The organism is Thauera aromatica (assembly GCF_023093595.1).
In the GTDB taxonomy this organism is placed as follows: Bacteria; Pseudomonadota; Gammaproteobacteria; order Burkholderiales; family Rhodocyclaceae; genus Thauera; species Thauera aromatica_A.
In genome coordinates this window covers 40,755-66,540 of record NZ_JALLIK010000106.1, presented here as the reverse complement: position 1 = coordinate 66,540, position 25,786 = coordinate 40,755, and the positions used below count along the sequence as shown (strand labels likewise).

Genomic DNA, 25,786 nt, shown 5'->3' with positions numbered 1-25,786 from the left:
TGTATCGGCCGCCGCCGGCGCACCGTGCCTATGCCTGCCAGGCCCGTGCCAGCAAAATCGGCGCCGCCGCCGGGTCGGCGAGCAGACCGAAGAGCGGGTCGCCCGTGCCAGCGGCGGTGTCGGCGAAGCGGCTGGTGATGAAGCTGTCGGCCACTGCGGCCGGGGCGTGGCGGCGCAGCAGCACGGCCTGGGTCAGGAGCACGAGGCCGGCGGCGAGGGCGCGGGCCTGCCATTGCTGGGCGGCCGACGTGCTCAAGGCGGGGAGGAGGGCGTGCAGGGCGCGGACGAGGCGGGGTTCGCCGGCACAGCTGTCAGCGAGGTCGTCGAACAAGCGGGTGGCGGCCTCGGGCTCGCGGTCGAGGGCGCGCAGCACGTCGAGGCACATCACGTTGCCCGCGCCCTCCCAGATCGAGTTGACCGGCGCTTCGCGCAGCAGGCGGGGCATCGGGCCGTCCTCGATGTAGCCGTTGCCGCCGCAGATTTCCATGCATTCGGCGGTGAACGCGATCGCGCGCTTGCACACCCAGAACTTCGCCGCCGGAGTCAGGATGCGGCGCCGGGCGCGGGCGAGGGCCGCGGCGTCGCCGCCGGTGCTTTCCCCGGCGGGGCTGGCGGCCGCTTCGCCCTCGCCCGGCTCGCCTTCGCCGCCGGCATCGACCGCGGCGGCGAGGTGGAGGGCGAGGGCGAGCGTGGCTTCGCTCTCGAGGGCGAGATCGGCGAGGACGTTGCGCATCAGCGCGTGCTCGAGCAGCGGGCGGCCGAAGGCGCGGCGGTGGCGGGCGTGGTGCAGCGCTTCGGTGAGCGCGCGGCGCATCAGCGCGGCGCTGCCGAGCACGCAGTCGAGCCGGGTGCGGGCCGCCATCGTGAGCAGGGCGGGAAGGCCGCGCCCGGGTTCGTCCACCAGCACGCCGAAGGCGTCGTCGAACTCGACCTCGCCGGAGGCGTTGGCGCGGTTGCCGAGCTTGTCCTTCAGGCGCTCGATGCGGATCGCGTTGCGCGTGCCGTCGGGCCGCCAGCGCGGCACGAAGAAGCACGACAGGGCGTCGTCGGCGCTGCGCGCGAGGACGAGGTGAGCGTCGGCCGCGGGGGCGGAATAGAACCACTTGTGGCCGACCAGGGCGTACTCCGCCCCGCGCCCGCCGGCGCCCAGTGCGCGCGCGGTGGTGGTGGTCGCGCGCAGGTCGGAGCCGCCCTGCTTTTCGGTCAGCCCCATGCCCACGGTGAGGGTGCGCCTGGCTGCCAGCGGCAGGTCGCGGGCGTCGTAGTCGCGTGCGGCGAAGCGCCCCGCGAGGGTGCGCCACAGCGCCGGTTCGGCGCGCAGCAGCGGCAGCGCGGCGAAGGTCATCGTCACCGGGCACAGGCTGCCGGCCTCGACCTGGCCGTGGAGATAGAACGCGGCGGCGCGCGCAACGTGGGCGCCGGGCTGCGGGTCGAGCCAGGCCGCGCTGTGCACACCGGAAGCGTAGAGGAGGGCGCTGAGGTGGTGCCAGGCGGGGTCGAAATCGACCCGGTCCACCCGCCGGCCGCAGGCGTCGTGGGTGGCGAGCACGGGCGGGTGGCGGTTGGCCTGGTCGCCGAGGGCGAGGATTCCGGCGCCGCCCAGCTGTGCGCCGAGGGCATCGAGGGCGGTGGCCCGGGCACCGCCGCCCTCGCGGGCGAGGGCGTCGTGCAGTGCCGGATCGCAGGCGAACAGGTTGTAGTCGACCAGGGGCGGAACCTGGTTGAACACCTGATGGGTTTCCCGCATGCGTCCTCCCGTGCCGTCCGGGCCGGCGATGAAGAAGGGGCTTCTTCGCAGTGTAGGAAGCCGATGCGGCGGTTGCCATGTGTGCCGTGTCCGCGCGGCCGGGAAGAGGCGTCGGGAAGACGTGTCGGGCCGGGTGCAGCCCGGGCCGGAGGCGACGTTCAGGGCAGGTCGCGCACGCGCAGGTAGCGCGGGAAGCGCGGCAGGCCGGCGGGAGTGAGTTCGCGGTAGCGGTAGGTGACCAGGGTGCCGGGGGGCGGCGGGGCGCGCCGCAGGGCGTCGCTGAGTCCGCTGCCGAGGCGGAAGCGACGGCCGTCGGGCGTTTCCACCAGCAGGGAGCCGGTCAGCCCCTGCAGCCGGCCCTTGCCCGGCAGGTGAGCGAGGACGCGCGCTTCGGCGTCGTGCCAGGGGGTGAGCTTGAGCAGTGCGCTGCTGCGTCCCGGTGTCCAGCGCGCGCTGGCGCGGTGCAGGATCAGGCCTTCGCCGCCGCCGCGCACGACTTCCTCGAAGCGGCGGCGCAGTGCGCGCAGGTCGGCGACCCGGGTCTGGGGCACGGCCTCCAGCCAGGGCACGGCAGCGCGCTCGGCGAGTGCGCGCAGCTGGTGCACGCGGGTGCTGAACTCGTCCTCCGCGCCGGGAAGCTCGAACACCATGTAGCGCACTTCGCGCCACGCCGGATCGTCGGGCGCGTTGCGCCGGATCAGGCCGGAGAGGCGGTCGAAGCTGCGCCGTCCCATCCACAGCTCCCCGTCCAGCGTCACCGCCGGCAGTGCGGCGGTGAACCAGGCGGGGGCGGTGATCGGCTGTCCGCTGCGCAGGCGCAGGCGGCTGCCGTCCCAGTGCGCGCGCACGCCGTCGAGTTTTTCGCTGACCCAGTAGTCGGCCGGATCGATGCCGTCGTGGTAGCGCTCGGCGTGCATCGCCGGCGGTGCCGGAAAGCCGCTCCCAGTGTTGGCACAGACGGCGCCGGAAGCGCCCAGAAAGAGGCCCAGGGCGAAACGGAAAAGGAGTGGGAGCGGACGTGAAAGAGGGCGCGAAAGAAGCATCGTCTTATATCGATGACATAGAATCGGTCGATGATATAAGCATTATTGCGGCGCCGCCAGGCGATCTGGACAGGACCAGAACAGGAAATGGGGCGGGCGGGGGGAGTCCCGCCTGGGTGGGGCGCCCGGCGGTCGTGCTGCCCGCCGGAATGCAGCCGGCGGGCGCTGGACGGTCAGGCGGCGAGGGTGTGACGATCCTTGCCCGCCTCGCCCGCGCCGGCGCCGAGGCGGTTGGCTGCGCTGACGAGGGCGCGGATCGAGGCGGTGACGATGTTGCCGTCCACGCCCACGCCGTAGCGTTCACCGCAGCCTTCGGCACTCAGCTCGACGAAGGCGCAGGCGCGCGCCTCGCCGGCGGCGTCGCTGGGGGCGAGCGAGCGCTCCTCGTAGCTGCGTACGGTGACGTGGAGGCCGGCGCCGTGCAGCGCGTGCACCGCGGCGTCGATCGGGCCGTTGCCTCCGCCGACCAGGAGGTGGCGGGTGGCGCCGATCTCGACGACGAGGCGGATGCCCTGTGCCGCGCCGTGCTCGAAGAGGTGGTGCTCGACATAGCGCACCGGGTCGACGGTGTCGAGGTAGGTGCGCCGGAACAGCGCCCAGATCGCCGCCGCCGACATTTCGCCGCCGGTGGCGTCGGTGACCCGCTGCACTTCGCGCGAAAACTCCACCTGCAGCCGCCGCGGCATGACGATGCCGTATTCGGTCTCGAGCAGGTAGGCGATGCCGCCCTTGCCCGACTGGCTGTTGACGCGGATCACCGAGTCGTAGCTGCGGCCGAGGTCGGCGGGGTCGATCGGCAGATAGGGGATGTTCCATGGCTGCATGTCGCCACGGTGTCCGCCACCGAGCGCCTGCCGGGCGGCGAAGCCCTTCTTGATCGCGTCCTGGTGGGAGCCGGAGAAGGCGGTGAACACCAGATCCCCGACATAGGGATGGCGCGGGTGGATGGGGAGCTGGTTGCAGTATTCGACCGTGCGCGCGACGGCGTTGATGTCGGAGAAATCGAGCCCGGGCGCCACGCCCTGGGTGTACAGGTTGAGCGCCAAGGTCACGATGTCGACGTTGCCGGTGCGCTCGCCGTTGCCGAACAGGCAGCCTTCGATGCGGTCGGCACCGGCCATCAGGCCGAGTTCGGCGGCGGCGACGCCGGTGCCGCGGTCGTTGTGCGGATGGAGCGAGAGCACCACGCTGTCGCGGCGGGCGAGGTGGCGGTGCATCCACTCGACCTGGTCGGCGTAGACGTTGGGGGTGGCGACCTCGACCGTCGCCGGCAGGTTGAGGATGACCTTGTCGGCCGGCGTCGCGCCCCATGCGGCGGTCACCGCATCGCACACCTCGCCGGCGAACTCGAGCTCGGTGGCGGAAAAGGTCTCCGGGCTGTACTGGAGCACGATCGCGGTTTCCGGCATGGTGGCGGCGATGTCCTTGATCAGGCGTACCGCCGAGACCGCGAGCGCGACCACTTCGGCCTTCTCCATGGCGAATACCATTTCGCGAAAGGCCGGCGAGGTGGCGTTGTAGACGTGGATGATCGCCCGGCGCGCGCCGCGCACCGCCTCCAGCGTGCGCCGGATCAGCTCCGGGCGTGCCGGCGTCAGCACTTCGATGGTGACGTCGTGCGGAATGTGGCCACCTTCGATGAGTGTGCGGACGAAGTCGAAGTCGGTCTGCGAGGCGGACGGGAAGCCGACCTCGATCTCCTTGAAGCCGATGCCGCACACGGTGCGGAACATGCGCATCTTGCGCTCGACGTTCATCGGCTCGAACAGCGCCTGGTTGCCGTCGCGCAGGTCGGTGCTCATCCACACCGGGGCACGCTCGATGGTCTTGCCCGGCCACTGGCGGTCGGCGAGGGCGATGGTCGGGAAAGGGCGGTACTTGGCGGCGGGGTCGGGCAGCATCATGGCGCGCTCCTCGGGGGCGTGGTTCGATGGAGGAAAGTCTACGCCGGGGGCTGCGGCAGACGATTGCGTTGTTGCACTGCAATTCGCCCATTATGAGAACGATATTTCAAATATCGTATGTTTCGTGCAATGATCTGCCGATCTAATCCGTGGATGGCGCTGATCATGCAACTCGACCGCTACGACCGCCAGCTCCTCGATGTCCTGCAGCAGGACGGCCGCATCAGCAACCAGGACCTCGCCGACCGCATCGCGCTGTCGCCCTCGTCCTGCCTGCGCCGCCTGCGCGCGCTGGAGGAGGCCGGCCTCATCCTCGGCTACCGTGCCCTGCTCGACGCGAAAAAACTCGGCCTGGCGCTGATGGCGCTGATCCACATCTCGATGGACCGCCACACCCCCGAGCGCTTCAGCCGCTTCGAAGCGGAGGTCGGCGCCATTGCCGAAGTGCTCGAATGCCTGCTCATCACCGGCCAGGACGCCGACTACCAGCTCAAGGTGGTCGTTGCCGACATGGACGCCTACCAGGAGCTGCTGCTCAATCGCATCACCCGCATTCCCGGCGTCACCGGCGTGCATTCGAGCTTCGTCCTGCGCCGGGTGATCGACAAGACGGCGCTGCCGGTGGGCGGGGGGTGACGCCTTTTACCGCTCGGCGTTGGGGAAGAACAGCTGCTCGCCATCGATCTGGTAGCTTGCGATCGTGGCCTGGCCTTCGTCCGAGACTACCCAGTCCACGAACTTGCGCGCTTCGGCGGCCTTGACGTGCGGATGGCGCGCGGGATTCACCACCATCACGCCATACTGGTTGAAGAGACGGGTGTCGCCTTCGACCAGCACCGCGAGGTCGGCGCGGTTCTTGAAGCTGAGCCAGGTGCCGCGGTCGGCGAGCACGTAGGCGCCGGCCGAGGCTGCCATGTTCAGTGCCGGGCCCATACCGCAGCCGCATTCCTTGTAACCGGTACCCTTGTCGGTTACGCCGGCGGCTTTCCAGTAGCGCAATTCGGCCGCGTGGGTGCCGCTTTTGTCGCCGCGCGAGACGAACGCGGCAGCGGCTGCGGCGATCTTTTGCAGCGCGCCGGTGATGTCCTTGCCGCGGGTGGCGGCGGGATCGCTGGCGGGGCCGACGAGGACGAAGTCGTTGTACATCACTTTGCGGTGGTCGACGCCATGGCCTTCGGCGACGAACTTCTGCTCCGCCGCCTCGTCGTGCACGAACACCACGTCGGCATCGCCGCGGCGGCCGATGTCGAGCGCCTGGCCGGTGCCGAGCGCCACCACCTTGACCTCGATTCCGCTGGCCTGGGTGAAGCGCGGCAGCAGGTGGCCGAACAGGCCGGACTGCTCGGTCGAGGTGGTCGAGGCGACGACGATGGCGGGGGCGGCCTGCGCCAGCGCGGCGAAGGACAGCAGGGTGAGGGCGGTGCCGGCGGCCAGGCGCGCCAGCCGGTGGCGGATGAAGCGGACGGGTTGCATGCGATGTCTCCTGCGCGGGGGCGCGGTGGATGGCTTGGATCGGCGGCGGGCGCGAAGGCCTGGCCCCGAAGGTGGCGGTGCATTGCCGGAATCTATGGATCGCCCGGCAAGTGATCAATATGAACGGATGTGCATAGGGCACCGCCGCGCCCGGGGGCCGCGCTGTCCGTTGGCCGGGGGTTTGGCCGGGGGTTTTGGTGGTCTGCGATTGAAACCGTAGAATCGAGGGCTGCCTTCCCCGCGCTTGCAGCCCGCACGGCCCGCCGTGCCCACTCAACGGACAACTGGATGAAAAGCCGCGTCATCGATCGCTGGATCAACGACTACCTGAGCGAGCGCCGCGTCAGCGCCAATTCGCTGATCATCACCGTCTACGGGGATCTGATCGCCGCGCACGGGGGCGGCGTCTGGCTCAGCGACTTCATCCGCCTGGTCGAGCCGCTGGGGCTGAACGAGCGCGTGGTCAGGACCAGCGTGTACCGGCTGGTGCAGGACGACTGGCTGGCGTCCGAACAGATCGGGCGGCGCAGCTATTACCGTCTGACCCCGTCCGGCCTGCGCCGCGCCGAGCATGCCTCGCGGCGGATCTACGACGTGCGCTGCGTGGAGTGGGACGGCCGGTGGCAGGTCGTGATCCTGCCCGCGACCCTGTCCGTGCGCCTGCGCGATGCCTTGCGCCGGGAACTGTCGTGGGCGGGGTACGGTGCGGTGGCGCCGGGCGTGCTTGTCCGTCCCTCGTCCGATTCGGCGACCCTGATGGAAATCCTCGACGGCACCGGCACGCGCGACAAGGTGGTGCCGCTCGACGCCCACAGCCTCGACGCGCTGACCGGCCTGCCGCTCAAGGATCTGGCCCGGGAATGCTGGGATCTGGAGGCGATCGGCGCCACCTACGATGAATTCATCGCGCGCTTTCGCCCCGTGCTGCGCACCCTCAGCGCCGCCCGCAGCCTCGATCCCGAACAATGCTTCCTGGTCCAGACCCTGCTGATGCACGAGTTCCGGCGTGTCCTGCTGCACGATCCGCAACTGCCGGCGCAGATGACGCCGAACAAATGGAGCGGCGCGCTGGCGCGCAACCTGTGCCAGTCCCTGTACCGGCTGACCTACCGTCTCGCCCAGCAGCACCTGCTGGCGTTGTGTGAGACGCCGAGCGGGCCGCTGCCGCCCCCTTCGCCGGACTTTTACCGGCGCTTCGGCGGCCTCGGCGACATGGCCGACGACGTGACCGGGATCGTCGCCGCGCCGTAGCGAGACGCCCCGCTCCAGCCCGGTTTGACTGCCGGTCCGGGCGTACCGCGGCCGCGTACCGGCAGGTGTTTGAGGGCGATTCCCTGGGTGAATGCGGCACGCCGGACCAGGGTGTACTTGAACAACCAGCCGCCGCCGACCGCCATCAGTCCGGCGAGGATGCAGGCGGCCGTCGCCCCTGGTACCCCGATCGCCGCCGCGATGGCGGAAGCGGCCGGCACGAGATGGCCGAACAGCACGAAGCGGCGCTCGATCGCGCTCAGCGCCTGCAGGCTGCCGAGCGGGGCGCCGTCGGCCTCGAGGCCGGCGAGATAACGCTTCCACAGCCACAGGCGGGCGAGCAGGGCGAGGATCAGGACGAGCGCGGCCGCCGGCAGCAGGCGTGCAGGCAGGACTGGCGCGGCGAGGGCGAGCAGGCCGGCGCCTTCGGCGAGACCGGTGGCCACCACCACGGCCGCGCAGCGCGGATGGCGCCAGGCCGGGATGCCTTTGTCTGCAGCCAGAATGCGCGCCTGGCTGTAGAGAAAGGCCAGCCCGCACAGCCCGGCGAGCACCGGCAGCGCCGGATGGAGGCCGGCGACGGCGAGCGCGCCGGAAATGAAGAGCAGCGGCGCCACCGAAGCTTCGCGCGTCATCCACGAGGTGCGCAGGTGACGGAAGACGTTGAGCGCGCGCCATGGGCGGCCGATTTCGAGCCATACGCAGAACAGTCCGGTGCCCACCAGCAGCAGGCCGGCACCGATCAGATGGCGCACTTCGGCGCCGGCGAGGTGGGCGAGCGCGGCCAGGAACAGCAGGCCGCCGCCCGCCCCCCCGCAGACGAAGTTGCCCGCGGCGCGCCAGTCCCAGTTTTGCTGCCGGCGGGGCGCCAGATGGCCGGCGGGTCTTTGCTGAACGTGTTTCATGCCTGATCCCAGATGTAATACACGCTGGGCCCGGTGCCGAGCTCCTCGTGCATGCGGAAATGCTGTGTTTCGGCGAGCAGCCGGCTGACCGCGCTGTCGGGGTCGTCGATGTCGCCGAAGGCCATCGCCCCGGAGATGCACGAGTTGACGCAGGCCGGAGTGACCTCCGGGTCACGGCCCGGAATGCGTCCGCTGCGCGCGGCCTCGTCGATGCGGTCCTTGCAGAAAGTGCATTTGGTTGCCACCGAGATGCGTGCCGGATCGAAGCGCACCGCTTCCGAGGCGATCGGCTGGTCGCCGTAGGCGAAGCGCGCTTCGTGCACGATCGAGCGCGCCTCGTAGGGGCAGGCCATGATGCAGTTCGCACAGCCGATGCAGACGTCGTAGTCGATGGCGACCAGGCCGTCGCCGCGCTTCTGCGTGGCCTGGGTCGGGCACACTTCCTCGCACGGCGGGTTCTCGCAGTGCATGCAGGCCATCGGCAGGAAGCTGCGCCGCACGTCGGGGAACGTCCCGGTCTCGAGGTCGAGCACGCGCCGCCACTGCACCCCGGGCGGGGTGGCGTTGGTGTTCTTGCACGCGGCGGTGCAGGTCTGGCAGCCGACGCAGCGGCGCAGGTCGATGGTCATCACATAGCGGCTCATTGCGCTGGCCTCCCGGAGATGCGGCGAATGGCGACGCGGACGATGTCGGCACCCGAGCCGGTGGCGTCGGTGAGCTCCATCGACATCGGTGCGATCGTGTTCAGGCTGGGCATGCCGAAATCCTTGGCGAAGGGAGTGGCCCAGTGGTCGAACTGGCCGATGATCACCAACGTGTCGGGGCGGATGCCGTTTGCCAGCACCGCCTTGCCGTAGGTGGCGCCGATATGCGAGCGGATCTCGACGCGGTCGCCGTCGGCGATGCCGTACTGCTTGGCCGTGTCGGCGTTCATGATCACTCCGGCGTGGCCGCGCACGTTCTGCGCGACTTCACGCATCAGCGCGATGCTGACGTTGCCGCCGGTGTGGTACTGCATGCTCTTGGTCGCCAGCAGCCACAGCGGGAAGTCTTCCGCCTTCGCCCCGCTGCGCACCAGGGCCTGCTCCCAGCGTCCGGGCACGTCGTGCCATTCGGGCAGCGCGGTGTATTCGGAGAGCTGTTCGTCCCACCAGTGCATCCGGTTTTCGTGCAGGCGGTTGCCGAGCTCGCGGCCGATGCGCAGCAGGCGTTCCTGGTAGGGCAGCTCGTAGCGCAGCCCCTTTTCCGCCAGGGTCGGGGTCAGATACCAGGCTTTCTGCGACATTGGCACGGTGTAGAAGCCGTGTTCCTTGAACCAGGCCAGGTCGAGCGTTTCGCGTCCGCCGGAAAGCTCGGCCGAGGCGGCGCGGCAGACGGCGTCCCAGATTGTGTCGACATCGTGTTCGCGGGCCGGGTCGAGGCTGAAATCGTAACCCTCGCCTTTGAGCGGCGACACTCCGCCGGCACCGCGGTTGAGCGCTTTGTTGTAGGCCTCGAGCAGGCCGGTGCGGCGCGCCAGTTCGGTGCTGATCCAGGTGAAGTCGCGCGTCTCGCCCTGCGGCTCGACCGCCGGCTGGCGCAGCACGACGCCGCGCGCGGTCCAGAACTGCTCGACGAACTTGGTGCCGCCGACCCGGATCATCTGCAGCGATTCGAGGTCGGTGGCCTCGGGCAGCAGCAGGTCGGCGAAGAAGTTGGTCTCGTCGATCGTGTACGCGAACGACACCGTGAACGGGAAGGTGGCGATGGTGTCCACCAGGGTCTGGGTGTCCCAGAACGAGATTGCCGGATTGGAGCGGTAGATGAACCACATCTCGGGCATCGTCGGCGTCGGCAGATTCCAGTCCTGCGGCACTTCGCGCTGGAACATCCACGCCAGCTGGGTCGGTCCCAGCGCCTGGCTCCAGGCCGAGTTGCCGACGATCGGCACCAGGGTGCGGTGGGCGTTGCGCCCGGTGGGCTGGGCGACCCAGTGTTCCTTGTCGGTGGGGTTGAACTTCTGCGCCATGAAGCCGTCCTCGCCGGCGACGACGCTGAGGTGGCGGTCGTCGTGCGGGCGGTTCAGGCGCACGGTGGTGCCGAGCGTGCCGCCGGGAACTTCGAGCGCCCCTACCAGGGTGGCGAGCACGGTGCGTGCCCAGCAGCACTCGAATGCGCCCCAGCCGTTGTTGACCGATTTGCCCAGGGTCACCGCCACCGGGCGCAGCGGCAGGGTCGCGCCGTCGATCTCGATGGTGCCGCCGATGCCGGCGTTGTCGAGGAACTCGCCGGCGATGCGGCGGATCGTGTCGGCCGGGATGTCGCACACCTGCGCCGCCCACTCCGGGCTGTATTTGCGCATGTGTTCGACGAGCTTGACGAAGGCCGGGACGCCGTCGACTTCGACGAGGGGGCGGCGGCTGTCGTCGGCGTCGACGCTGATCGCCGCGGCGACGCGGAAGCGGCCCTCCAGCGCCGGCACCGCACCCGGCGTGTCGAAGGGCACGGCGCGCGCGCGCGTGCTGTCCCAGATCAGCGGCTTGGCGCTGTCCGGGTCGCGCAGGTAGAGCCCGTCCGGCCCCACCAGGTAGGGCGAGGAGGTGCGATCGCGCAGGAAGGGCAGGTCGAGCCGGGCGAGGCCGTGTTCGCACACCATCACATGGATCAGGGCGAACATGAAGGCGGGGTCGGTCTTGGGGCGGATCGGCACCCATTCGGCCGAACAGGCGCCGGTGATCGAGAGGTGGGGTTCGACCTGCACACGCTTGTAGCCGCGCACCCGCGCCTGGGCGTGGCGGGTGACCGCGCACGGACCGCCGGAAGCTTCGACGTTGCTGCCGATCGAGATCACGTAGCGGGTCAGCGGGGTGTCGGCGGCGACGGTGAATGCACGATGCCAGAACTCGCCGTACAGGTGCTCGGAATGCACGCACTTGACTCCCTGCCCGGAGCCGAAGCTGAAGTCGATCGGCCCCCAGGCGGCGAGGAAGGCGGGGAGGGTGCCCATGTACATCGCCGGTGTGCCGCCGTGGCCGAAGCTGGCCGCGACCCGCGGCAGGCCGGACTCGTCGATCAGGCCCTTGGCGCGGATCGCGTTGAGCTTGTCGGCCATGATGCCGAGCGCCTCGTCCCACGAGATCGGCACGAAGCCCGGATCCTCGTTGCGCCCCTTCTTCGGATTGGTGCGCTTCATCGGCTGCAGGATGCGGTGCGGGTTGTAGGTTTTCTGCACCAGGCCGTGCGCTTTGACGCACACCCGTCCGCGCGCCGGATGGACGTCGGCGGCGGCGAAGCTGGGCTCGACCTCGGTGGCGACGCCGTCGACGACCTTCACGGTCATGAAGTCGGGGCCGGCCACGCAGTTGTAGCAGTAGGTGGGAACGTTCCGCACCGTCCGGGTGGTTTCGCTGGTCATCACAGGGGCCTCGTTTCAGTGGATCCGTTGCGGGTGGGAATAGACGCTGTGGCGGGCATCGCGGGCGAAACCGACGAGGGTCACCCCGGCGGTCTGGGCCACGCGCACCGCCATCCCGGTGGGCGCCGAGCGCGCGGCGATCACCGGGATGCCGACCGCGGCCGCCTTCTGCACGATCTCGTAGCTGGCGCGGCTGGTCATGAGCACGAAGCCGTCGCCGAAACCGCCACCCTGGGCGGCGATGGCGCCGATCAGCTTGTCGAGCGCGTTGTGGCGGCCAACGTCCTCGCGCACCAGCGCGACGCTGCCGTCGAGTCGGCACCAGGCCGCGCCATGGACCGCGCCGGTGAGGTGGAACAGGGGCTGCAGGGCGTGCAGTTCGGATTGCGCGCGCAGCAGCGCGTCGGAGGCCACGGCGGTGGCGGCGGTGCTCCGGTTCGGGCAAGGACGCTGGAGCAACTGCTCGAGACTTTCGATGCCGCACAGGCCGCAGCCGGTGCGTCCGGCCAGCGCGCGGCGCCGGGTGCGCATGTGGGCAAAACGCTCGCCGGCCAGGTGCATGCGGATTTCACAGCCGCTGCCGTGCTCGATGACGTCGATGTCGTAGAGCTCGCCCGGGCGCTCGATGATGCCTTCGCTGAGGCTGAAGCCGAGGGCGAAATCGTCCAGGTCCTGCGGCGTGGCCAGCATCACCGCCTGCGAGAAACCGTTGTAGACCAGGGCGACCGGGGTCTCCTCGGCGACGGTGTCTTCGGCGTGCACCGTGTCGCCGCCGCTCCAGCGCTCGACGCCGTAGCGGCCATGTGTCTCCGTGACCGGATAGGAACTCGTATGCATAGCAAACTCCGTTTTTGAAACGTCTTCTGCAAGTCGATTCGCGCTTTTGATGCGCGGTTTTTTCATGATACAAATTAACAAATTAAAATCAATGTTTATGTATCAAGTCATAAAAATCTATTATTTTTCATTGACTTGAATTCATGGTTTTTCATGACTTCAGTCTGTGTGCGCCTTTTCCGGTATGAAATCCGGTGCATAGGAAAACGCTTCCGCAGAGGCGTCCGGGGGCCCCGGTTCAGCCTCGATGGATTTTCGTTGTGCCGCAACGGAGCCGCCGGCAAGGACGGTGCCCGCGCTTGGCGCAGCGTCGATGACGGCCGGAATGCGGTACCCTGCGCGCAGTCCTGCGGAGGGCTGCAGGGCGGTGATGAGCCGGAAACATGCACAGAGTCAGACTGAATTACGTCCTCGGCGGCAGCGCCGGCACCGCGCCGATCCGCAATCCCCTGCTCGATCTGCTGCAGGCGGTGCGCGAGCAGGGTTCGATCTCGGCCGCGGCGCGTACGCTGGGGCTGTCCTACCGCCACGTCTGGGGTGAGCTCAAACGCTGGGAAAGCGAGCTCGGCCAGCCCCTGATCCTGTGGGAGAAGGGGCAGGCGGCGCGCTTGAGCGAGTTCGGCGCCAAGCTGCTGTGGGCCGAGCGCCAGGCTCAGGCACGGCTGCTGCCGCAGATCGAGGCCCTGCGCGCCGACCTCGAACGCGCCTTCGCGGTGGCCTTCGACGATTCGGCGCACGTGCTGACCTTCTATGCCAGCCACGACGAGGCGCTTGCCGCGCTGCGCGAGCACGCGCGCAGCGAGCGCCTGCACCTGGACATCCGCTTCACCGGCAGCGTCGATGCGATCCGCGCGCTCAACGAAGGGCGGTGCACGATGGCGGGCTTCCACACCCGGCTCGCGCCTGCGCCCGACTCGCTGTCGCGGCGCACCTACAAACCGCTGCTGCGCCCCGGCCAGCACAAGCTGATCGGCTTCGCGCGGCGCACCCAGGGGCTGATCGTGGCGCCGGGCAATCCGCTCGGCCTGCATTCGCTCGCCGATCTGGCCGTGCGCGAGGCGCGCTTCATCAACCGGGTGCGGGGCACCGGCACCCGGGTGCTGCTCGACGAGCTGCTCGCCGAAGCCGGGATCGATCCTGCGGTGGTGCCAGGCTATGGCCGCGAGGAACCTTCGCATGCCGCGATCGCCCAGGCGGTGGCGAGCGGCGACGCCGATGCCGGCCTCGGCATCGAAGCCAGCGCGCGTGCGCGCGGCCTGGGCTTCGTCCCCCTGGCCGAGGAGAACTACTATCTCGCCTGCCTCAAGAGCAGCCTCGATCAGCCCGCCACCCGCGCCCTGCTCGCCCTGCTCGCGACCCCCGCCTGGCAGCGCCGCCTCGCCGCCCTGCCCGGCTATGCGCCGATGTCGAGCGGTGCGGTGCTGTCGATGAGCCGGGTGCTGCCGTGGTGGCGGTTCGCGCGGCGGGGGGCGGCATGAGGCTTGTTCGATGGCCAGTTGACGGCGAGCCGGCGCCGAGGGCCTGTGATGAGCCGGATCGGCGAGGGGGCGGGCGGGAATGCCTCCCCCGTGCAGCCGGCCGACCGTAGCGAAGGGATGACGATGGACCTGGATTTCACTGCCGAAGAACGGGCGTTCCGCGACGAAGTGCGCAGCTTCCTGCGCGATCACCTACCCGCCGCCGTGCGCCACAAAGTGCTCAACGGCATCTACCTCGAGCGCGAAGACTATCTCGCCTGGCAGCGCGTGCTCCATGCGCGCGGCTGGGGCGGGCCGTCGTGGCCGGTCGCGTTCGGCGGCACCGGCTGGGACCCGGTGCGGCAGTACCTGTTCGACGACGCCTGCGCCGAAGCCGGCGCGCCGCGGCTGGTGCCGTTCGGGCTGAAAATGGTGGCGCCGGTGTTGATGGCGTTCGGCAGCGCGGCGCAGCAGCAGCGCTTCCTGCCGCCGATCCTGGCGGGCGAGGCGTGGTGGTGCCAGGGCTATTCCGAACCGGGCGCCGGCTCCGACCTCGCCGCGCTGCGGACGCGGGCGGTGCGCGACGGGGCGCATTACGTGGTCGATGGGCAGAAGACCTGGACCACCTTCGCCCACTACGCCGACTGGATGTTCTGCCTGGTGCGCACCGACCCTGCGGCCAAGCCCCAGCGCGGGATCTCCTTCCTGCTCATCGACATGCGCTCGCCCGGCATCCGCGTGCGCCCGATCCGCACCCTCGACGGCGCCCACGAGGTCAACGAGGTGTGGCTGGAAGGCGTCCGCGTGCCGGTGGTCAACCTTGTCGGCGAGGAAAACCGCGGCTGGACCTACGCCAAGTTCCTCCTCGGCCACGAGCGCAGCAACATCGCCGGGATCGGCATCGCCCGCCGCGAACTGGCGCGGCTGAAGCGTCTCGCCCGCAGTGAGACCTGCGACGGCCGTCCGCTGCTCGAGGCGCCGCTGTTCGCCGCCCGCGTCGCGCGCGTCGAAATCGAACTGATCGCGCTCGAGATCACCAACCTGCGCGTGCTCTCGGCCGAGGCCGAGCAGCGCGCGCCGGGAGTGGAAGCTTCGATCCTGAAGATCCGCGGCAGCGAGATCCAGCAGGAGATCTTCGCCCTGATGACCGAGGCCCTCGGCCTGCAGGCGCTGCCCTACGACCGCGAGGCGATGGCGGCCGGCTACGCGGGCGACTGCCCGCTGCCGGTCCACGCGCGCACCCCGACCTCGCAGTACCTGAACATGCGCAAGCTGTCGATCTACGGCGGCTCGAACGAGATCCAGCGCAACATCATCGCCCGCAGCATGCTGGGCCTGTAAGGAGCGAGGCGATGGACTTTTCCTTCACCGACGAACAGTTGCTGCTGCGCGACACCGCGGCGCGCTTCATCGCCCGCGAGTACGGCTTCGACACCCGGCGCGCGATCCTGGGCGGCGCCGGCGGCGAGCGTGGCGCACGGGAGGCCGGCCTCTGGCGCACGCTGGCCGAACTGGGGTTGCTCGCGCTGCGGGTGCCGGAGGAAGACGGCGGCGTGGGTGGCGGCGCGGTCGACACCTTGCTGGTGATGTCCGCCTTCGGCAAGGGCCTGTTCGCCGAGCCCTATCTGGCGAGCGCGGTGCTGGCCACGGAGGCGATCGTCCGCCTCGGCTCCCCCGCCCAGCGCCGCCGCTGGCTGCGGCCGATGGCGGCGGGCACGCTGATCGCCGCCTTCGCCCATGACGAGCGCGGCACCCGCGGCGATGCCCTGGCGCTGTCGACGCGCGCGACCCGGGTCGGCGCCGGCTACCTGCTCGAGGGTCGCAAGACGGCGGTCGAGCACGGCGCGCGCGCCGATCTGCTGCTGGTGTCGGCGTGTACCGACGGCGGCGGGGCGGCGCTGTTCGCTCTCGGGCGTGAGACCCCCGGCCTGCGCCTGGCGGCCTATCCGACGGTCGATGGCGGCGGGGCGGCGGACGTGTTCCTCGAACAGGTCTACCTGCCCGCGTCGGCCCGTCTCGGAGAAGGTGAGGGCGAAAGTGAGGGCGAAAGTGAGGGCGAAAGTGAGGGCGAGGGGCGCGGTGAGGGTGATGCCGCCGAAGCCCTGCTCGCGGTGCTCGACACCGGGTTGGCGGCGGTGTGCGGGGAGGCGGTCGGGGTGCTCGAGCGCAGCCTTGAGGCGACCGTCGAATACACCCGCACGCGCACCCAGTTCGGCGCGCCGATCGCCACCTTCCAGGTCCTGCAGCACCGCATCGCGGACATGCGGATCCACCTCGAGCAGGCGCGTTCGATGGCCTACCTCGCCGCTGCGCGCGCGGGCGCCGGGACGGCGGCGGAGCGGGCGCGGGCGATGTCCGCGGCCAAGGTGGTGGTGGGCGAGGCCTGCTGCTTCGTCGGCGAGCAGGCGGTCCAGCTCCACGGCGGAATGGGGATGACCGAGGAGCTCGACATCGCGCACTGCTTCCGCTGCCTGTTCGCGATCGAGAAGCGCTTCGGCTCGACCCAGGACCACCTCGCACGCTTCGCCCGCCTGCTCGCGGCCTGAGCAAGGCCGCCGGCGGGCGCGGGGAGGGAATCGGAAAAGGGGATTCGGGAAAGGGGGTGGCGCGCGAACGGGGTGGCGCTCAGGCCGGCGCCAGGCGGCGCGTCACCTTCGCTTCGCGGATCGGCAGGTTGACCAGTGCGGCCATGCCCGCGAGCGCGATGTCGGCGTACCACATCCAGCGGAAGTCGCCGAACTCGACGAGCGCCAGGCCGCCGAGCCAGGCGCCGAGGAAGCCGCCGATCTGGTGCGACAGCAGGGTGAGGCCGAACAGGGTGCCCAGGTAGCGCACGCCGAACAGCTTGCCGACGATCGCCGCGGTCGGCGGCACCGTCGCCAGCCAGGTGAAGCCGAGGCCGGCGGCGAACAGGTAGAAGGTCCATTCGGTGCGCGGCATCATCAGGTAGGCGGCGACCAGCAGCGCGCGCGAGGCGTACATCGCGGCGAGGATGTGCTTGCTGCGGTAGCGCGACACGCAGGCCCCGGCGTAGAGGCTGCCGGCGATGTTGGCCAGGCCGATGATCGCCAGCGACCAGCTCGCCACCGTGGGCGGCAGGCCGCACAGCTCGACTTCGCCCGGCAGGTGGGTGACGAGGAAGGCGATGTGGAAGCCGCAGGTGAAAAAACCCAGGTGCAGCAGGCGGTAGCTGCGGTCCTTGAGCGCGACGCCGATCGCCTGCAGCACGCCGTGGTCGGCCTCGGCGTGCACCACCGGGGGCGCGCCCGCGCGCGTCAGGCGGCCGATCAGCGGCAGCGCGGCCAGCGTCATCAGCGCCATCGCCCACATCGCCCCCATCCAGCCCACGCTCTGGATCAGCTTCTGCAGGATCGGGGCGAACAGGAACTGGCCGAAGGAGCCGCCGGCGTTGATCACCCCCGAGGCGGTGCCGCGCGCTTCGAGCGGAATGCGCTGTGCGGCGGCGCCGATCAGCACCGAGAAGCTGGCCGCACCGGAACCCACCGCCGTCAGCAGCCCGATCGTCAGCACGAGGCCGGAGGTGGAGTCCATGAACGGGGTGATCGCGCTGCCGAGCGCGAGCAGCAGCAGCGCGCCGACCAGCACCGGGCGGGCGCCGTAGCGGTCGGCGACGGCGCCCGCCACCGGCTGGATCGCCCCCCAGACGAACTGGGCCACCGCCATCGCCAGGCTGATGGTGGCGATCCCGAGCCCGGTGGCGGTGTTGAGCGGGCCGACGAAGAGGCCCATCGACTGGCGCGCGCCCATCGTCACCAGCAGGATGCCGGCCGCGGCGAGGGTGGTCAGGAGGACGTCACGGGAGTCGAGCGAACGGAACATTGGGGAGGGCATCCGGAGCCGCGATCGGGATTGAAGTTTCGGCCCGCACTATAGAGGGCGGGCGCGCCGCGGGATAGCCCCGGCGGGTCCCGGTTGCAGACCAGGGCAGCGAGCCGCGCCGCGCGTGCGGGCGTGGCCGGTACGCAAGCGCCGGGCGGAACCGCCGTGCCGCTCCCGCCCGCGGCCGGCACGGGCGCCGATACGGCCCCGGCAGCCGTCCATAGGGCCTCTCACGGATTCCGCAAGGCAAAGATAAACCAATGTTTCAGCATGATTATTTCGTGAAACACGGGGCTTGCGGACTAGGCTTCGGGCGCGCTTCGGCGTAGAATCGCGCCCCTTCTCCACCAGCTTTCCGGCGCGGCGCGCATGATGCTCTACCCCACCCGTTTCGACGTCATCGTGGTCGGCGGCGGTCACGCCGGGACCGAGGCCGCGCTCGCCGCGGCGCGCATGGGGGCGGCCACGCTGCTGCTCACCCACAACCTCGAGACCCTCGGCGCGATGAGCTGCAACCCCTCGATCGGCGGCATCGGCAAGGGCCACCTGGTGAAGGAGGTCGATGCGTTGGGCGGCGCGATGGCCGCCGCCACCGACGAGGGCGGGATCCAGTTCCGCATCCTCAACGCCTCCAAGGGGCCGGCGGTGCGCGCCACCCGCGCCCAGGCCGACCGCGTGCTGTACAAGGCGGCGATCCGGCGCCGGCTGGAGAACCAGCCGAACCTGTGGCTGTTCCAGCAGGCGGTGGACGACCTCACCGTGGTCGGCGACCGCGTCACCGGGGTGGTGACCCAGATCGGCTTGCGCTTCGAGGCGCAGGCGGTGGTGCTGACCGCGGGCACCTTCCTCAACGGCCTGATCCATGTCGGCCTCGAACACTACCCGGCGGGGCGCGCCGGCGATCCGCCGGCGAGTTCGCTCGGCGCGCGCCTGAAGGAACTCGCGCTGCCGCAGGGGCGGCTGAAGACCGGCACCCCGCCGCGCCTGGATGCGCGCACGATCGACTTTTCGGTGATGACGGTGCAGCCGGGCGACGACCCGGTGCCGGTGTTCAGCTTCCTCGGCCACCCCGGCCAGCATCCGCGCCAGCTGCCGTGCTGGATGACGCAGACCAACGCGCGCACCCACGACATCATCCGCGCCAACCTCGACCGCTCGCCGATGTACTCGGGCGTGATCGAGGGGGTGGGGCCGCGCTACTGCCCGTCGATCGAGGACAAGATCCACCGCTTCGCCGACCGTGACAGCCACAACATCTTCCTCGAGCCGGAAGGGCTGGAAACCCACGAGATCTACCCCAACGGGATTTCCACCTCGCTCCCCTTCGACGTCCAGCTCGCGCTCGTGCGCTCGATGCGCGGGCTGGAGAACGCCCACATCCTGCGCCCCGGCTACGCCATCGAGTACGACTACTTCGACCCGCGCAACCTCAAGTCCAGCCTGGAGACGAAGTCGATCGCCGGGCTGTTCTTCGCCGGCCAGATCAACGGCACCACCGGCTACGAGGAAGCGGCCGCGCAGGGCCTGCTCGCCGGCGCCAACGCCGCGCTCCAGGCGCAGGGGCGCGCGCCGTGGTGCCCGCGCCGCGACGAGGCCTACCTCGGCGTGCTGGTGGACGACCTGATCACCCGCGGCGTGGCCGAGCCCTACCGCATGTTCACCTCGCGTGCCGAGTACCGCCTGAGCCTGCGCGAGGACAACGCCGACCTGCGCCTGACTGCGAAGGGGCGCGAACTGGGCCTGGTGGACGACGCGCGCTGGGCGGCGTTCTGCGCCAAGCGCGAAGCGATCGAGCGCGGCAGCGCGCAGCTGAAGGCCGCCTGGGCGCGACCGGAGGCGATTCCGGCGGCCGATCAGGAGCGCGTGCTGGGCAAGGCGCTCGAGCGCGAGCAGCGCTACTTCGAGCTGCTGCGCCGGCCGCAGACTACCTACGCCGCGCTGATGAGCCTGCCCGGCGCGCCGGATGCGCCCGAGACCGACCCGCAGGTGATCGAGCAGATCGAGATCGCCGCCAAGTACCAGGGCTACATCGACCGCCAGCAGGATGAAGTGGCGAGGCAGGCCGGGGCCGAGGCCACCCGTCTGCCGGCCGACCTCGACTATGCCCAGGTGCGCGGGCTGTCGAAGGAAGTGCAGCAAAAGCTCGACCAGCACAAGCCGGAGACCATCGGCCAGGCGAGCCGGATCCAGGGGGTGACGCCGGCGGCGATCTCGCTGCTGCTGGTGTGGCTCAAGCGCCGCGAGCTGGCGGCGCGCGCCGGCGCGGCAGAAAAAGCGCCCCCGGCGCGGAGGCCTGCGGCATGAGCGCGCCCGCACGGCCGTGCGAAGGGAAGCGCTCACCGTCCCGGTGGAGGGGGTCGCGTAGCGACCGGAGGGTCGTCCCGTGAGCGGACGTCTCGTGCCCCATGCCGCCCAGCTCGCCGAGGGCATCGCCGGACTCGGCCTCGTGCTGGCGCAGGAAACCGTCGACCGCCTGCTCGCTTTCGGCGAGCTGCTGCTGAAGTGGAACAGGGTCTACAACCTCACCGCGATCCGCAGTCCGCAGGAGCTCGTCACCCACCACCTGCTCGACGCGCTTGCGGTGCTGCCGCACCTGGCGGCGGTGAATCGGCTCGCCGACATCGGCTCCGGCGGCGGGCTGCCCGGCGTGGTGCTGGCGATCGTGCGCCCCGGCCTGGTCGTGACCTCGATCGAGGCCGTGGGCAAGAAGGCGAGCTTCCAGCAGCAGGCGAAGATCGAGCTCGGCCTGGGCAACTTCGGCGTGCTCCACCGGCGCGTCGAGCAGGTGCGGGGCGATGCGCTGCCCGGCGGCGCGGCCGACGGGGTGATCTCGCGCGCGTTCTCCAGCCTGGCCGATTTCGTCGCCCTCTCCGGCCACCTCGTTGCCGAGGGCGGCGCGCTGTACGCAATGAAGGGGCTGCGCCCGGACGCCGAGATCGCCGCCCTGCCTGCGGGCTGGACGGTGAGCGCGATCCATCCGCTGGACGTGCCCGGGCTCGGTGCCGAGCGTCATCTGCTGGTCATCCGCCGCGCGCCATGATGGGGGGCGGAAGCGATCGTGCCGCGGCACCCCGCGAAGGCCGTGCTATCGACATCCGCTGCGGGTTTCGCGGCCGCCGTCCAACCCTTGCCAACGGAATAGCCTGAATCGACCATGGCCAAGATTTTCTGTGTCGCCAACCAGAAGGGCGGGGTGGGCAAGACCACCACCTGCGTCAACCTCGCCGCCGCCCTCCACCGTGCCGGCCAGCGCACCCTGCTGATCGATCTCGATCCGCAGGGCAACGCGACGATGGGCAGCGGGATCGACAAGCGCAGCCTGAAGGATTCGGTCTACCCGCTGTTGGTCGGCCTGGTCGATCTTGCCGGCGCACGGGTGAGCTCGCCTTCGGGGGGCTACGACGTGCTCCCGGCCAACCGCGACCTTGCCGGCGCCGAAGTCGAGCTGGTCAACCTCGAGCAGCGTGAAAAACGCCTGCGCAATGCGCTCGCCGCCTTCCACGACGACTACGACTTCGTCCTCATCGACTGCCCGCCGTCGCTGTCGATGCTGACCCTCAACGGCCTGTGCTGCGCCCATGGCGTCATCATTCCGATGCAGTGCGAGTATTACGCGCTGGAGGGGCTGTCCGATCTGGTCAACACGATCAAGAAGGTGCACGCCAACCTCAACCGCGAGCTCAAGATCATCGGCCTGCTGCGGGTGATGTTCGACCCCCGGGTGACCCTGCAGCAGCAGGTCTCGGCCCAGCTCGAAAGCCACTTCGGCGACAAGGTGTTCCGCGCCATCGTGCCGCGCAACGTGCGCCTGGCCGAAGCGCCCAGCCACGGCATGCCCGGCGTGGTGTTCGACAAGGCGTCGAAGGGGGCGCAGGCCTACATGGCTTTCGCCCACGAGATGATCGAGCGCGCGAAAACCTTCTGAAGCCGGACAAGACCATGAACAAACCCAGACTCAAGGGCCTCGGCCGCGGACTCGATGCGCTGCTCGCAGCCAACCACGAAGACGAGGCCGAAAAGGGTGCGCTGCAGTCCTTGCCGACGATCGCCCTGCAGCCCGGCCGCTACCAGCCGCGCACCCGGATGGACCCGGGCTCGCTGGAGGAGCTGGCAGCCTCGATCAAGCTCCAGGGGGTGATGCAGCCGATCCTGGTGCGCCCGGTGGACGACGATACCTACGAGATCATTGCCGGCGAACGGCGCTGGCGCGCGGCGCAGATCGCCGGCCTGGCCGAGGTGCCCTGTCTGGTGCGCGAGATCCCGGACGAGGCCGCGCTGGCGATGTCGCTGATCGAGAACATCCAGCGCGAGGACCTCAACCCGCTCGAGGAGGCCGGCGGCATCCAGCGCCTGATCGACGAGTTCGCGATGACCCACCAGCAGGCCGCCGACGCGGTCGGCCGCTCGCGTCCGGCGGCGTCCAACCTGCTGCGCCTGCTCAACCTCGCGCGGCCGGTGCAGGAGCTGCTGATGGCCGGCGACATCGACATGGGGCACGCGCGCGCGTTGCTGCCGCTCGACGGTGCCAGCCAGATCCAGCTCGCCAACCAGGTCGCCGCCCGCCAGCTGTCGGTGCGCGATACCGAGCGCCTGGTGCAGCAGGTCCTCAATCCGCGCCAGAAAAAGCCTGCGCCCCAGCCCGACCGCGACCTGCTGCGACTCGAGGAGGAGATCGCCGACTCGATCGGCGCCATGGTGAAGATCAAGGCCAACAAGAAGGGGGCGGGCGAAGTGACGATCCGCTTCGCCAGCCTCGACCAGCTCGACGGCCTGCTCGGCCGCCTGCGCTGAGGGGAGCCACGCTTTCGCCTCAGCGCAGGCGGCGCAGCCAGACGGCGAAGCGCTGCACGAACTCCGGCACCTGGGTGTAGAGGTAGGCGGCGAGCGCGAGGTTGAGCAGCGCGGTGACGAGAAAGAGCTGGGGAACGCTGGCCCCGGCGGCGAGCAGCCCGGCACCCATCGCTGCTGCGATCACCATGAAGAAGGCGTTGAGGATGTTGTTGCCGGCGATCACGCGCGAGCGGTGGGCGGGTTCGCTGCGGCGCTGGATCAGGGCATACAGCGGCACGATGTAGAAGCCGCCGAACATGCCGATCGCGACCAGGTCGGCGAGCGCCCGCCAGTTTTCGCCGCGGGCGAGCACTTCCCCGATCGTCAGCGCCGCCGCCGCTGCACCCGGCGCCGGGCTGCTCCACCACAGGTCGAGGGCGAACAGCGACAGGCCGATCGAGCCGAAAGGCACGAGGCCGAGTTCGATGCGCCCGCCCGACAGGCGCTCGCACAGCAGGGAGCCGATGCCGATGCCGATCGAGAACAGCGTGAGGAGCAGGACCACCGCATGCTCGTCGCCGCCGAGCGTGTCCTTGGCATAGGCGGGGAACTGCGACAGGAACACCGCGCCGTAGAACCAGAACCACGACACCCCGACGATCGACAGGAAAACGGTGCGATTGCCGCGGGTGAAGTGGAAGTTGCGCCAGGTCTCGGTGAGCGGATTCCAGTTGATCCGCAGGCCGGGCGCGGCCGGCGCGGCTGCAGGGATGTGGCGGCTGGCGGCATAGCCGAGCACGGCGAGCGCGATGACGACGGCCGACACCCAGGCCATGCCTTGCGGCAGGGCGATCAGCACGCCCCCGGTCAGGGTGCCGGCGAGGATGGCGACGAAGGTGCCCGACTCGACCAGGGCGTTGCCGCCGACGAGCTCGTCCTCGCGCAGGTGCTGCGGCAGGATGGCGTACTTGACCGGGCCGAAGAGGGCGGACTGGGCGCCCATCAAGAACAGGCAGAGCAGCATCGGCGCGAGCGATCCGAGGGCGAAGGCCGCGCTGGCGAGCGCCATCACCGCGATTTCGAGTAGCTTGGTGAGGCGGATCAGCCGGCTCTTCTCGAACTTGTCGGCGATCTGGCCGGCGGTGGCGGAGAACAGGAAGAAGGGCAGGATGAACAGACCCGCGCACAGATTCACCAGCACTCCCGGGGCGAGCGTGGTGTAGCGGGCGGCGTGGAAGGTGAGTAGCACCACGAGCGCGTTCTTGTAGACGTTGTCGTTGAACGCGCCGAGGAACTGGGTGAGGAAAAACGGCAGGAAGCGGCGCCGTCCGAGCAGCGCGAACTGGTGGCTCAATGTGGCCCTCCGGTGGAAGTCGTGGTGCAGCGGAGCCCGCGGGGGAGGTGCGCGGCGGGGTCCGGCCGAGTCCGCTGCAAGGACGGCACGGATGGTGGTGGGCGGGTCCGGCGGCTGTCAATATCGGCCGCCACCTGCATCTTATATATGAGATAAGACTTTTATGTCCCTGCTCCCGCCCGGGTTTGACTTTGCTACGGTTAACCCCTAGTATTGACGGGATTTTTGGGCGGTCGCGGTGTGTTGCGGCTCGCCGGCGAGGAAAGGATGCACAAGGCAGTTCTGCTGCAGCTCGGCGCAACCCTTCTGGCAACGGCCATCGCGGCCGTTTTTTTCGGGTCGCGCGGCGCGCTGTCTGCCGCGGCCGGCGGGCTGGCCTGTGTGCTGCCGAGCTGGTTCTTTGCCTGGCGGCTGACGGCGATGACGCGGCGCAAAGGCACCGCCTCCGTGGCGGCTTTCGTCGCCGGTGAGCTCGTCAAGCTCGCCTCGATCGTGGGATTACTTGGGCTGGTATTGGCGCTCTATCCGGACGTCCATTGGGGCGCGCTGCTGATCGGGCTGATACTGGCGCTGAAAGCGAATTTATTTGCATTTTTGGTAAAGACCTGACCATGGCTGGAAACGCTCCCACCGCATCCGAGTACGTCGTTCACCACCTGACGCACCTCAACAACACCGGTCACGCGCAAGAAAACATCGTGGACTGGAGTGTGATCAACATCGATTCGATGTTCTATTCGGTCGCCCTCGGTCTGTTGACCGTTTTCCTGCTGTGGCTTGCCGCACGCCGCGCCACCTCGGGCGTGCCCGGGCGTTTCCAGGGCTTCATCGAGATGCTCGTGGAAATGGTCGCCGATCAGGCGAAGGGCATCGTTCATAGTGCCGAGTCGCGCAAGTTCGTCGCTCCGCTCGCCCTGACCGTCTTCGTCTGGATCTTCCTGATGAACGCGATGGACCTGCTGCCGGTCGATCTGCTGCCGCGCATCTGGGAAGGGGTCTATGCCGCCGGTGGCGGCGATCCGGCGCACGCCTACATGCGCGTCGTCGCCACTGCCGACCTGTCCGCCGCGCTGGGCTTGTCGATCGGCGTGCTGCTCCTCTGCCTCTATTACAACGTCAAGATCAAGGGCGTCAGCGGCTGGGTGCATGAGCTCTTCACCGCGCCGTTCGGCAGCCATCCGCTGCTCTACCCGGTCAACTTCGCGATGCAGATCATCGAGTTCGTCGCCAAGACCGTTTCCCACGGCATGCGACTGTTCGGCAACATGTATGCCGGTGAGCTCGTGTTCATCCTGATCGCCCTGCTCGGCGGCACCGCCACCGTGTTCGGCTTCGTCGGTCATGTTGTTGCGGGCACCGTCTGGGCGATCTTCCACATCCTGATCATCACCCTGCAGGCCTTCATCTTCATGATGCTGACCCTGGTGTACGTCGGTCAGGCGCACGAAAGTCACTAAGTTTCGGTTTCACCTTCAAAGCAGTACCTGGTTTTTAAACTCACCTTCCCCATTAAGGAGTTGTCATGGAAAACGTTCTGGGTTTTGTTGCTCTGGCTGCCGGTCTGATCATCGGTCTGGGTGCGATCGGTGCTTGTATCGGTATCGGCATCATGGGTTCCAAGTACCTCGAAGCTTCCGCCCGTCAGCCCGAACTGATGAACGCGCTGCAGACCAAGATGTTCCTGCTCGCCGGCCTGATCGACGCCGCGTTCCTGATCGGCGTCGGTATCGCCATGATGTTCGCCTTCGCCAACCCGTTCCAGCTCTGATCGGTTCGAGTTCATCCTTTATTGAACCAACCTGAGGGCCAAG

The 25,786-nt window shown here is 69.4% G+C and carries 22 protein-coding genes; 12 read left to right on the top strand and 10 right to left on the bottom strand.

All coding sequences use genetic code 11. The features are described 5' to 3' along the window. Positions 1-28 precede the first annotated feature (28 nt). From MXC99_RS12215 to leuA, 3 genes are all read right to left on the bottom strand, one after another. Positions 29-1,747, bottom strand: a complete 1,719-nt coding sequence (locus MXC99_RS12215) for an acyl-CoA dehydrogenase family protein (RefSeq protein ID WP_247725714.1) — start codon at positions 1,745-1,747, stop codon at positions 29-31. A 158-nt stretch (positions 1,748-1,905) separates the two neighbouring features. Continuing rightward, complete coding sequence (locus MXC99_RS12210; RefSeq protein WP_247725713.1) at positions 1,906-2,790, bottom strand: DNA ligase; 885 nt, start codon at positions 2,788-2,790, stop codon at positions 1,906-1,908. A 173-nt stretch (positions 2,791-2,963) separates the two neighbouring features. After that, entirely contained in the window at positions 2,964-4,694 is a 1,731-nt protein-coding gene (gene leuA, locus MXC99_RS12205; RefSeq protein ID WP_247725712.1) for a 2-isopropylmalate synthase, read from the bottom strand. Positions 4,695-4,859: 165 nt separating this feature from the next. Here leuA and MXC99_RS12200 point away from each other — a divergent pair, with 165 nt between their 5' ends. Beyond that, positions 4,860-5,330, top strand: coding sequence for an Lrp/AsnC family transcriptional regulator (locus tag MXC99_RS12200; RefSeq protein WP_075146671.1), 471 nt, complete (start codon positions 4,860-4,862; stop codon positions 5,328-5,330). Positions 5,331-5,336: 6 nt separating this feature from the next. On the opposite strand, the gene MXC99_RS12195 is transcribed toward MXC99_RS12200, so the two are convergent. Then, entirely contained in the window at positions 5,337-6,167 is an 831-nt protein-coding gene (locus MXC99_RS12195) for an extracellular solute-binding protein (protein WP_247725711.1), read from the bottom strand. Between the two features lie 288 nt (positions 6,168-6,455). Here MXC99_RS12195 and paaX point away from each other — a divergent pair, with 288 nt between their 5' ends. Beyond that, a complete protein-coding gene (gene paaX / locus MXC99_RS12190) occupies positions 6,456-7,418 on the top strand; it encodes a phenylacetic acid degradation operon negative regulatory protein PaaX (RefSeq protein ID WP_247725710.1) in 963 nt (320 codons plus the stop codon). On the opposite strand, the gene MXC99_RS12185 is transcribed toward paaX, so the two are convergent. Genes MXC99_RS12185 through fdhD form a run of 4 tightly spaced genes read right to left on the bottom strand, consistent with a single transcriptional unit; the run spans position 7,352 to position 12,554 of the window. Beyond that, positions 7,352-8,323 (bottom strand): DmsC/YnfH family molybdoenzyme membrane anchor subunit, encoded by a 972-nt coding sequence (locus tag MXC99_RS12185; protein WP_247725709.1) that lies wholly within the window; start codon positions 8,321-8,323, stop codon positions 7,352-7,354. The genes paaX and MXC99_RS12185 overlap by 67 nt on opposite strands. After that, complete coding sequence (locus MXC99_RS12180; RefSeq protein WP_247725708.1) at positions 8,320-8,967, bottom strand: 4Fe-4S dicluster domain-containing protein; 648 nt, start codon at positions 8,965-8,967, stop codon at positions 8,320-8,322. Before MXC99_RS12180 ends, MXC99_RS12185 begins: the two co-directional genes overlap by 4 nt. Beyond that, a complete protein-coding gene (locus tag MXC99_RS12175) occupies positions 8,964-11,717 on the bottom strand; it encodes a molybdopterin-dependent oxidoreductase (RefSeq protein WP_247725707.1) in 2,754 nt (917 codons plus the stop codon). Before MXC99_RS12175 ends, MXC99_RS12180 begins: the two co-directional genes overlap by 4 nt. 15 nt (positions 11,718-11,732) lie before the next feature. Continuing rightward, positions 11,733-12,554 carry a formate dehydrogenase accessory sulfurtransferase FdhD gene (fdhD, locus tag MXC99_RS12170; protein ID WP_247725706.1) on the bottom strand — a complete coding sequence of 274 codons (822 nt, stop codon included), beginning with the start codon at positions 12,552-12,554 and terminating at the stop codon, positions 11,733-11,735. A gap of 383 nt (positions 12,555-12,937) precedes the next feature. Between fdhD and MXC99_RS12165 the strand changes: the two genes are divergently transcribed. The 3 genes from MXC99_RS12165 to MXC99_RS12155 are packed head-to-tail and all read left to right on the top strand — an operon-like array spanning position 12,938 to position 16,557. Further along, positions 12,938-14,032 carry a substrate-binding domain-containing protein gene (locus MXC99_RS12165; RefSeq protein ID WP_247725705.1) on the top strand — a complete coding sequence of 365 codons (1,095 nt, stop codon included), beginning with the start codon at positions 12,938-12,940 and terminating at the stop codon, positions 14,030-14,032. Positions 14,033-14,080: 48 nt separating this feature from the next. Then, positions 14,081-15,352 (top strand): acyl-CoA dehydrogenase family protein, encoded by a 1,272-nt coding sequence (locus tag MXC99_RS12160; RefSeq protein ID WP_247725704.1) that lies wholly within the window; start codon positions 14,081-14,083, stop codon positions 15,350-15,352. Positions 15,353-15,363: 11 nt separating this feature from the next. Continuing rightward, complete coding sequence (locus MXC99_RS12155) at positions 15,364-16,557, top strand: acyl-CoA dehydrogenase family protein (protein WP_247725703.1); 1,194 nt, start codon at positions 15,364-15,366, stop codon at positions 16,555-16,557. 79 nt (positions 16,558-16,636) lie between these two features. On the opposite strand, the gene MXC99_RS12150 is transcribed toward MXC99_RS12155, so the two are convergent. Continuing rightward, positions 16,637-17,851 (bottom strand): MFS transporter, encoded by a 1,215-nt coding sequence (locus MXC99_RS12150; RefSeq protein ID WP_247725702.1) that lies wholly within the window; start codon positions 17,849-17,851, stop codon positions 16,637-16,639. A gap of 372 nt (positions 17,852-18,223) precedes the next feature. Between MXC99_RS12150 and mnmG the strand changes: the two genes are divergently transcribed. From mnmG to MXC99_RS12130, 4 genes are all read left to right on the top strand, one after another. After that, the gene (gene mnmG, locus MXC99_RS12145; protein WP_247725799.1) at positions 18,224-20,155 is read left to right on the top strand and encodes a tRNA uridine-5-carboxymethylaminomethyl(34) synthesis enzyme MnmG; all 1,932 of its coding nucleotides are present in this window, start codon (positions 18,224-18,226) and stop codon (positions 20,153-20,155) included. Positions 20,156-20,234: 79 nt separating this feature from the next. Then, positions 20,235-20,891 carry a 16S rRNA (guanine(527)-N(7))-methyltransferase RsmG gene (rsmG, locus tag MXC99_RS12140; protein ID WP_247725701.1) on the top strand — a complete coding sequence of 219 codons (657 nt, stop codon included), beginning with the start codon at positions 20,235-20,237 and terminating at the stop codon, positions 20,889-20,891. 114 nt (positions 20,892-21,005) lie between these two features. Then, on the top strand, positions 21,006-21,776 hold the full coding sequence (locus tag MXC99_RS12135) for a ParA family protein (RefSeq protein ID WP_247725700.1): 771 nt from the start codon (positions 21,006-21,008) through the stop codon (positions 21,774-21,776). Positions 21,777-21,790: 14 nt separating this feature from the next. Then, entirely contained in the window at positions 21,791-22,642 is an 852-nt protein-coding gene (locus MXC99_RS12130) for a ParB/RepB/Spo0J family partition protein (protein ID WP_247725699.1), read from the top strand. A gap of 19 nt (positions 22,643-22,661) precedes the next feature. Here the strand turns inward: MXC99_RS12130 and MXC99_RS12125 are convergent, their stop codons facing one another. Then, complete coding sequence (locus MXC99_RS12125; protein ID WP_247725698.1) at positions 22,662-23,975, bottom strand: MFS transporter; 1,314 nt, start codon at positions 23,973-23,975, stop codon at positions 22,662-22,664. Between the two features lie 267 nt (positions 23,976-24,242). Here MXC99_RS12125 and MXC99_RS12120 point away from each other — a divergent pair, with 267 nt between their 5' ends. The 3 genes from MXC99_RS12120 (at position 24,243) to atpE (ending at position 25,743) form a co-directional block, all read left to right on the top strand. Then, entirely contained in the window at positions 24,243-24,584 is a 342-nt protein-coding gene (locus MXC99_RS12120) for an ATP synthase subunit I (protein ID WP_247725697.1), read from the top strand. A gap of 2 nt (positions 24,585-24,586) precedes the next feature. Beyond that, the gene (gene atpB, locus MXC99_RS12115) at positions 24,587-25,432 is read left to right on the top strand and encodes a F0F1 ATP synthase subunit A (protein WP_075146686.1); all 846 of its coding nucleotides are present in this window, start codon (positions 24,587-24,589) and stop codon (positions 25,430-25,432) included. A gap of 65 nt (positions 25,433-25,497) precedes the next feature. After that, the gene (gene atpE / locus MXC99_RS12110) at positions 25,498-25,743 is read left to right on the top strand and encodes a F0F1 ATP synthase subunit C (protein ID WP_002925444.1); all 246 of its coding nucleotides are present in this window, start codon (positions 25,498-25,500) and stop codon (positions 25,741-25,743) included. Positions 25,744-25,786: the final 43 nt, after the last annotated feature.

Excerpts from the sequence above, each read along its gene's own strand:
- MXC99_RS12215 (WP_247725714.1), bottom strand. The coding sequence starts at position 1,747 with ATGCGGGAAACCCATCAGGTGTTCAACCAGGTTCCGCCCCTGGTCGAC.
- MXC99_RS12210 (WP_247725713.1), bottom strand. The coding sequence starts at position 2,790 with ATGCTTCTTTCGCGCCCTCTTTCACGTCCGCTCCCACTCCTTTTCCGT.
- leuA (WP_247725712.1), bottom strand. The coding sequence starts at position 4,694 with ATGATGCTGCCCGACCCCGCCGCCAAGTACCGCCCTTTCCCGACCATC.
- MXC99_RS12200 (WP_075146671.1), top strand. The coding sequence starts at position 4,860 with ATGCAACTCGACCGCTACGACCGCCAGCTCCTCGATGTCCTGCAGCAG.
- MXC99_RS12195 (WP_247725711.1), bottom strand. The coding sequence starts at position 6,167 with ATGCAACCCGTCCGCTTCATCCGCCACCGGCTGGCGCGCCTGGCCGCC.
- paaX (WP_247725710.1), top strand. The coding sequence starts at position 6,456 with ATGAAAAGCCGCGTCATCGATCGCTGGATCAACGACTACCTGAGCGAG.
- MXC99_RS12185 (WP_247725709.1), bottom strand. The coding sequence starts at position 8,323 with ATGAAACACGTTCAGCAAAGACCCGCCGGCCATCTGGCGCCCCGCCGG.
- MXC99_RS12180 (WP_247725708.1), bottom strand. The coding sequence starts at position 8,967 with ATGAGCCGCTATGTGATGACCATCGACCTGCGCCGCTGCGTCGGCTGC.
- MXC99_RS12175 (WP_247725707.1), bottom strand. The coding sequence starts at position 11,717 with ATGACCAGCGAAACCACCCGGACGGTGCGGAACGTTCCCACCTACTGC.
- fdhD (WP_247725706.1), bottom strand. The coding sequence starts at position 12,554 with ATGCATACGAGTTCCTATCCGGTCACGGAGACACATGGCCGCTACGGC.
- MXC99_RS12165 (WP_247725705.1), top strand. The coding sequence starts at position 12,938 with ATGCACAGAGTCAGACTGAATTACGTCCTCGGCGGCAGCGCCGGCACC.
- MXC99_RS12160 (WP_247725704.1), top strand. The coding sequence starts at position 14,081 with ATGAGCCGGATCGGCGAGGGGGCGGGCGGGAATGCCTCCCCCGTGCAG.
- MXC99_RS12155 (WP_247725703.1), top strand. The coding sequence starts at position 15,364 with ATGGACTTTTCCTTCACCGACGAACAGTTGCTGCTGCGCGACACCGCG.
- MXC99_RS12150 (WP_247725702.1), bottom strand. The coding sequence starts at position 17,851 with ATGTTCCGTTCGCTCGACTCCCGTGACGTCCTCCTGACCACCCTCGCC.
- mnmG (WP_247725799.1), top strand. The coding sequence starts at position 18,224 with ATGCTCTACCCCACCCGTTTCGACGTCATCGTGGTCGGCGGCGGTCAC.
- MXC99_RS12135 (WP_247725700.1), top strand. The coding sequence starts at position 21,006 with ATGGCCAAGATTTTCTGTGTCGCCAACCAGAAGGGCGGGGTGGGCAAG.
- MXC99_RS12130 (WP_247725699.1), top strand. The coding sequence starts at position 21,791 with ATGAACAAACCCAGACTCAAGGGCCTCGGCCGCGGACTCGATGCGCTG.
- MXC99_RS12120 (WP_247725697.1), top strand. The coding sequence starts at position 24,243 with ATGCACAAGGCAGTTCTGCTGCAGCTCGGCGCAACCCTTCTGGCAACG.
- atpB (WP_075146686.1), top strand. The coding sequence starts at position 24,587 with ATGGCTGGAAACGCTCCCACCGCATCCGAGTACGTCGTTCACCACCTG.
- atpE (WP_002925444.1), top strand. The coding sequence starts at position 25,498 with ATGGAAAACGTTCTGGGTTTTGTTGCTCTGGCTGCCGGTCTGATCATC.